This is a genomic window from Pseudomonas sp. PA-7-1E (assembly GCF_021605325.1).
Lineage (GTDB): Bacteria > Pseudomonadota > Gammaproteobacteria > Pseudomonadales > Pseudomonadaceae > Aquipseudomonas > Aquipseudomonas fluorescens_BV.
The window spans coordinates 21,533-27,931 of record NZ_WKFA01000067.1 but is presented as its reverse complement, the minus strand read 5'-3'; the positions used below and the strand labels follow the sequence as shown (position 1 = coordinate 27,931).

The following is a 6,399-nucleotide window of genomic DNA, read 5'->3' as shown; positions in this document are numbered from 1 at the left end:
ATTTAAAGTGCGTGGCGCCGTCCGGATCAATCCTCTGCACCAGCCGCGCCCGCTGGTCATGGACATACACCTCCTGGCTACCATCGGCGTTATGCACCGTGACACGCCCGTCATCGCCCCAGGCATAACGCGTGTCCATCTGCGAAAAACTCGCCCAATGCCGCACGCAGCGAGCCGCCTTGCCCGCGTGTTCCCATTCCCAAAAGAAACTCGCGCCACCGGCCAGTTGGCGTTCAAGAATGACGTGCTGATCGTCGTACCGATAACGCTCGCTTTCCCCGACGGCATTGGTCGCGCAAACCAGTCGTCCATGTTCGTCATAGGCGTAGGAAACGAGGTTCTGTTCGGTCTCCCACACGTAAGGCTCACGCCCTTTGGCGCGATGCACCTGGTAGTCCACCGCGACAATGCGATCCAGCTCATAACGCAACAGCAACGAGCGCCCCGCACCGTTATCCAGCCGCTCAATCCGCCCTGAACGATCCCGGCAAAGGCGCAGCCGGTTGTCATACGCATCGCTGATGGTTGTCAGCACACCGTCGCGAAAGTGGTAGAAACGCGAGGCTTGGGCCAGCACCAGTTCATCAGGCGCCGAACCCAAGTAGATCGCCGCTTCCGCCAGGCTATTGGTGATCGCCGGCCGAGAATCGGTGGGCAAGGGCAGGGTGGTCGAGCGGTTCTCATGATCGGTCCACACCACCGAATCGCCCGACACCGCAAGCCGATGGGCCAGCCCATGACTCCAACCAAACCCCAACCCACAATCCACATCCCCCGCACTGGTGCGATACAGCCGCGTCCACGCAAACGGCAAAATCCCATCCAGCGCGCCATCGGTGAGGGTCAGCAATTCCTCGCCGGTGACCATCGACACCGGGCAGCCGTTGGTAACGGTCTTGTCCGCTGGCGTCGCCGCATCGCCTTTAGGATTTGAAGCCACCGCCGGCACATCATCCACACGCTCTTTCTGCGTCAGCACTACGTTCTGCCGCGCTCGCCAGCGCATCTGCACCGTGCCTTGCTTCAGCCCTCCCACCGCCCGCATGAACGTTGTGAGGATCGTCAGCACACCGGTCACGAAACCCACGGCTGACTGAAGAATCCCTGCGCCGTACTTGACCAGGCGCATACTCAAATACGCTACGCCCGCTGCCGGCAGCGCGATGGTCAACACCACGCCAATCACCAGGTCAATCAGCAGCGATACCATAAAACCGGCGGCCGCTTGCGCAACTTCACTAGGCGGTAACGCCTCCAGCCAGATCATGGCGGTGCGCAGTAACAGGTACAGCGCCGCCTCATCACTGGCCAGCAACATCGCCTGTTCCATGACCTTGGGCGCATCGGTAGCGATTTGCGCCAACTTCGCCGCCTCGCTACCCAGTTGCTCGACGTACTTGAGCGGGTCTTCAAGAATCGCCTGCACCTGCTTGATGCTGTCCCACACGTCACGGATCGCTGCCCAACTGCCGGCGAGCACGCCGTTGCCTATTGCGCTGGCCGGGGATTGCTGCCAATGCGGCTTGAAGCCTTGCCACTGCTCGCGCAGCCATTGCTCCAGATCCGCAGTCAGCCCGGCATAGGAAGCAAACAAGGCATCGACTTGCTGCGCTGAAACGCCGCCCTGAACCCTTACCTGATAGCGCCCGCCGGCGGCGCATTCGTGGAAACCGTCGCCGTGCTCGTCGAGCAGGATGACCCTGGAGCTGCCGTCATCCAGCCCGATCACTTCAACCGGAATATTGCCGATCGGCACGTCGTACGCTGACTCGAACCTGCTCTGGATCTTCAGCACACCCCCTGCCGGACAGCGGGCCACGGTGGAAAAGTCCGCATCGCCAAGACCGACCGACTGCTGTGCATCCCCAACCCGCAACACCCGATCCATACCCAGCAACGAAGGCATGTCCGCTGCATGACTGACCGTATCCAGCGCACGCGAATACCAGGCGCCCATCTGCTGGCGGTACTCCACCAGGCTCTGATGGAAACCATCCAGCTCGTGTTCGATAAAGGTAATGTGGGCTGCTTGGGTCATCCGCAGCGGCTCCCCACGAGGGGCGGCCAGGTAACCAAGGCACTAACAGGAAAAACCATCTGCAATCCCTCGCACTGTTTGATCAGGCGAGGGACTTTGCAGAGGTTTACAGGGGAGGGGAGTAGAGCTTATCCGGCAGTTACGTGGGACGTTTCAGCAACCTTGTCGCGCAGTACCAGGCTGCACAGCGCCGGCAGAAACAACAGCGTCAACACCGTGCCCACCAGCACACCGCCAATCAGCACATAAGCCAGCGACGACCAGAACACAGACAACGTCAACGGAATAAACGCCAACGCCGCCGCCAGTGCCGTAAGGATCACCGGCCGCGCGCGCCGCACCGTGGCTTCGATAATGGCCTCGCGAATCGCCATGCCGTGGTCCTGGTTCTGGCGGATCTGGTCGGTGAAGATCAGCGTATTGCGCATCAGAATGCCGCCGATGCCAATCAGACCCAGGATCGCGTTGAAGCCGAACGGCTGGTTGAACAGCAGCAAGGTCGGCACTGCACCAATCAGGCCCAAAGGCGCGGTAGCGAACACCATGAACATCACGCCGAACGAGCGCACCTGGAGCATGATCACCGTGAGGGTCAGCAGGATCATGATCGGAAACAGCGCCGCCAGGGCCACGTTGGCCTTGGCGCTTTCCTCAACCGGGCCGCCGATGTCGATTTTGTAACCGCTGGGCAGCTTGGCGATCAGCGGTTGCAGGTCTTTGTACACCGCCATTTCCACATCGGGCGGTTGTACGCCGTCGATGATGTCGGCGCGTACCTCCACGGTGGTGGCGCGGTCGCGGCGCTTGAGGATCGGTTCTTCCATCACCGCCTGAAAATGCCCGACCTGTGCCAGCGGCACCGACGTACCGGCGCTGTTGGTCAGCGTCATGTTGTTGAGGTTGGCCAGGTCTTCGCGTTGGCTGCCTTGGGCGCGGGCCACCACTGAGACGGTGCGGTTGCCTTCGCGAACTTCGGTGATCGGGTTGCCGCTGAGCAGGGCGTTGAGTTGGGACTTGACCTCGTCGGGGGTAAAACCCAGCAAGCGCAAGCGATCCTGGTCCAGCACCAGGCGATAACCGCTGGCACGCTCGCCCCATTCTAGGAAGGTGTCTCTGGTCAGCGTGTTGCCGGCCACGACCTGACGCACGTCTTCAGACAGCCCGCGCAGCACATTCAGGTCGGGCCCCGAGACGCGAAACACCACCGGGAACGGCACCGGCGGGCCGAAGACGAGCTGCGTGACCCGTACCCGCGCCGACGGAAATTCGCCTGCCGCAATGCGCTCGCGCATCCGCAGTTTCAGCGCGTCGCGGGCGTGGGAGTCCGGGGTTTGCACGATCAACTTGGCGAACGCCGGGTCTGGCATTTCAGGGTTCAACGACAGGAAAAACCGCGGTGCACCGCCGCCCACATAGGTGTCGACCATACTGGTCTGCGGTTCTTGCAACAGCGCCTTCTCCACCTGCGCCGCCACGGCTTCGGTGCTTTTGAACGCGCTGCCGGGTGGCATATACACTTCCAGAATCAGCTCCGAGCGGTCGGAGTCCGGGAAGAACTGTTTCTTCACCACCGCCATACCCAGGCCGCATACCACGAACGCGGCCACCACCATGCCGGTCACCAGCCAGCGCCCGCGCACGCAGGCCTCCACTAGGCTGCGCAGTTTCTGGTAGTAGCGCCCGGCATAAATCGCATCATGCCCGCCGGGCACTGGCTTGATCTGCGGCAACAACTTCACGCCCAGGTAAGGCGTAAACACCACGGCCACCAGCCAGGATGAAATCAGGGCGAAACCCACGATCCAGAAGATATTGCCGGCGTACTCACCCGCCCCGGAGCGCGCAAACCCAACCGGCAGAAAACCGATGATGGTGACCAGGGTGCCGGTCAGCATCGGCGCCGCCGTAGAGCTCCAGGCATAGGTGGCCGCGTGGATGCGGTCAAAGCCTTCTTCGAGTTTGACCACCATCATCTCGATGGCAATGATCGCGTCGTCCACCAACAGGCCCAGGGAGATGATCAATGCGCCGAGGGTCACGCGGTCGAATTCACGGCCGGTGACCAGCATGATCACGAACACGATCGACAGCGTAAGCGGCACGGCCGCCGCCACCACCAGCCCCACGCGAAAGCCCAGGGCCAATAGGCTGATCAGCATCACCACCGCCAGGGCCACGAAGAATTTGAGCATGAACTCGTTGACCGCCAGGCTGATGTTTTTCGCCTGGTCGGAGACTTTGGCGAAGTTCACGCCCAGGGGCAGGTCGGCCTGGATTCTGGCTTCCTGGGCCTGCAGGCTCTTGTCCAGTTCCAGGCCGTTCCAGTGCTTCTCCATGATCACGCCCAGCATCAACGCCGGGTCGCCCTGATGGCGGATGCGATAACTGGGCGGGTCTTCATAACCCCGGCTCACGGTGGCCACATCGGCGATGCGCAATACGCGGCCATTGACTTGCAGGGGCACGTTTTCGATCAGCGCGAGGCTGTCGAACGCGCCGTCGATGCGGATATAAGCGCGGGCGCCCGCCGTTTCGACGAAGCCTGCGGGCGCCACGGCATTTTGTGCGGCGAGGGCGGCGAAGATCTGTTCGGGCCTGATGCCCAGGGTCGCCAGGCGCTCATAGGAAAACTCCACAAACACGCGCTGGGCCTGCTCGCCAAGGATATTGACCTTCTTCACCCCTGGCAGGTTGAGCAAACCCTGGCGCAGTTCCTCGGCCATTTGCACTTGTTGGCGATGGGGCAGGTGTTCGGCTTCCAGGGCGTACAACGCAAAGTACACGTCGGAATATTCATCGTTGAAAAACGGCCCGATCACGCCCTTGGGCAGGCGCGTGGCTTCGTCGCTGAGTTTTTTGCGGGTCTGGTAGAACAGCTCCTGAATCTCGCTCGGGCGCGTGGACTCCAGGAAGGTCATGCGCATCGACACAAAGCCTGGCTGGGCGATGGTCTCGACGCGATCGTAGTAGTCCAGTTCCTGCAGGCGCTTTTCCAGGCGGTCGGCTACTTGCTCCTGCATCTCCTGGGCGGTGGCGCCGGGCCAGGCGGCGGTGATGGTCATGACCTTGACGGTAAACGAAGGGTCTTCTGCGCGCCCCAGCTTGCCGAACGCGAAGACCCCGGCAACGAGGATCGCAATCAGCAAGAACAAGGTGACGGCGCGGTGCTTGACGGCCAGTTCGGAGAGGTTGATCCCGCGCATACTCATTGATCCTGCTTACGGTTGAGGGCCAGGGCCTGGGCGGGCAGCAAGCGCACCGTGTCGCCGCTGTGCAACAGGTGAGCGCCGAGGGCGACGATGGTTTGGCCGGGTGTTACGCCGCTGTCGAGCAAGGCGTCTTCCTGGCCGAGGCTGGCGACCTTCACCGGGGCAAAGCTGATCTTTTGATCATCGCCAATCAGCCATACGCCCGTGCCTTGCCCCGCATCCTGCAAGGCGCCAATCGGTACGCGGGTTTGCAGGGGCTGGCCGTTGCCTTGCAGGCGCACGGTGATGGTGGAGCCGAGGGCGAAACGCTCGACCGAACCCTGCAGCACGTAACGTGCGCGGTAGGTGCGGGTGACCGGGTCGGCGCTGGCGGACAGTTCGCGCAGGGTGGCGGTCACGGCCTGGTCCGCTGCGCCAAAGGGAAACGCCAGGGCTTTTTGCGCAGCCAGGTCACGCCGGTTCTCCGGCAGGTTGACGATGGCTTCGCGGGCGCCGTCATGGGCCAGGCGCGCCACGATTTGCCCTTCGGCCACCACTTGGCCGCGATCGGCCAGCACGTCGGTGATGATGCCGTCGCCATCGGCCTTGAGTACCGAATAAGTGCGACGGTTTTCGATCTGGCTGGCATCCGATTGCGCTGCGGCCAGTTCGGCCTGGGCGACGCGCAGGTTGGTGGCCGACTGGTCGAAGATCTGCCGCGACACCGCGCCGGTGCTGGCCAGGCGCTGGTAGCGGTTTTCATCGTCACGACGCTGGCGCAGTTGGGCCTGGGCGGCGTTGACGCGGTTCTTGGCCGAGCGAAGCGCCAGTTCGAAGTCGCCGATGTCCAGCACCAACAGGGTGTCACCACGGGAGACGTGCTGGCCGGGGTCGACCTTGCGCTCGATCACCTTGCCGCTGACCCGAAAGCCCAGGTCGCTTTCAGTGCGTGCCGCCACCACGCCGGTATAGGCGCTTTGCTGGGTGCCGGCTGCTTCGACTGTGGCGGCCAGCACCGGGCGCGATGTGGGCGCCTGGGCGGCGCTGTCGGCCTTGCTGTTACAGCCACTGAGGACCACCAGCAGAGCCAGTGGCGTGAGAAGGCGCAGGGGGAGAGGGGGCATGACGAACTCCAGGGTGACCATAGGGCAAAAAATTATGGACATAATTTTT

The 6,399-nt window shown here is 62.6% G+C and carries 3 protein-coding genes; all 3 read right to left on the bottom strand.

Going from position 1 to position 6,399, the window contains the following annotated elements; all coding sequences use genetic code 11:
• Positions 1-2,038 (bottom strand): DUF6531 domain-containing protein (locus tag GIW79_RS26100; protein WP_236453345.1); only part of this gene is annotated, 2,038 nt, incomplete at its 3' end.
• A 128-nt stretch (positions 2,039-2,166) separates the two neighbouring features.
• The gene (locus GIW79_RS26095) at positions 2,167-5,241 is read right to left on the bottom strand and encodes an efflux RND transporter permease subunit (RefSeq protein WP_236453343.1); all 3,075 of its coding nucleotides are present in this window, start codon (positions 5,239-5,241) and stop codon (positions 2,167-2,169) included.
• A gap of 2 nt (positions 5,242-5,243) precedes the next feature.
• The gene (locus tag GIW79_RS26090) at positions 5,244-6,350 is read right to left on the bottom strand and encodes an efflux RND transporter periplasmic adaptor subunit (protein ID WP_034125871.1); all 1,107 of its coding nucleotides are present in this window, start codon (positions 6,348-6,350) and stop codon (positions 5,244-5,246) included.
• Between the last annotated feature and the right edge of the window lie 49 nt (positions 6,351-6,399).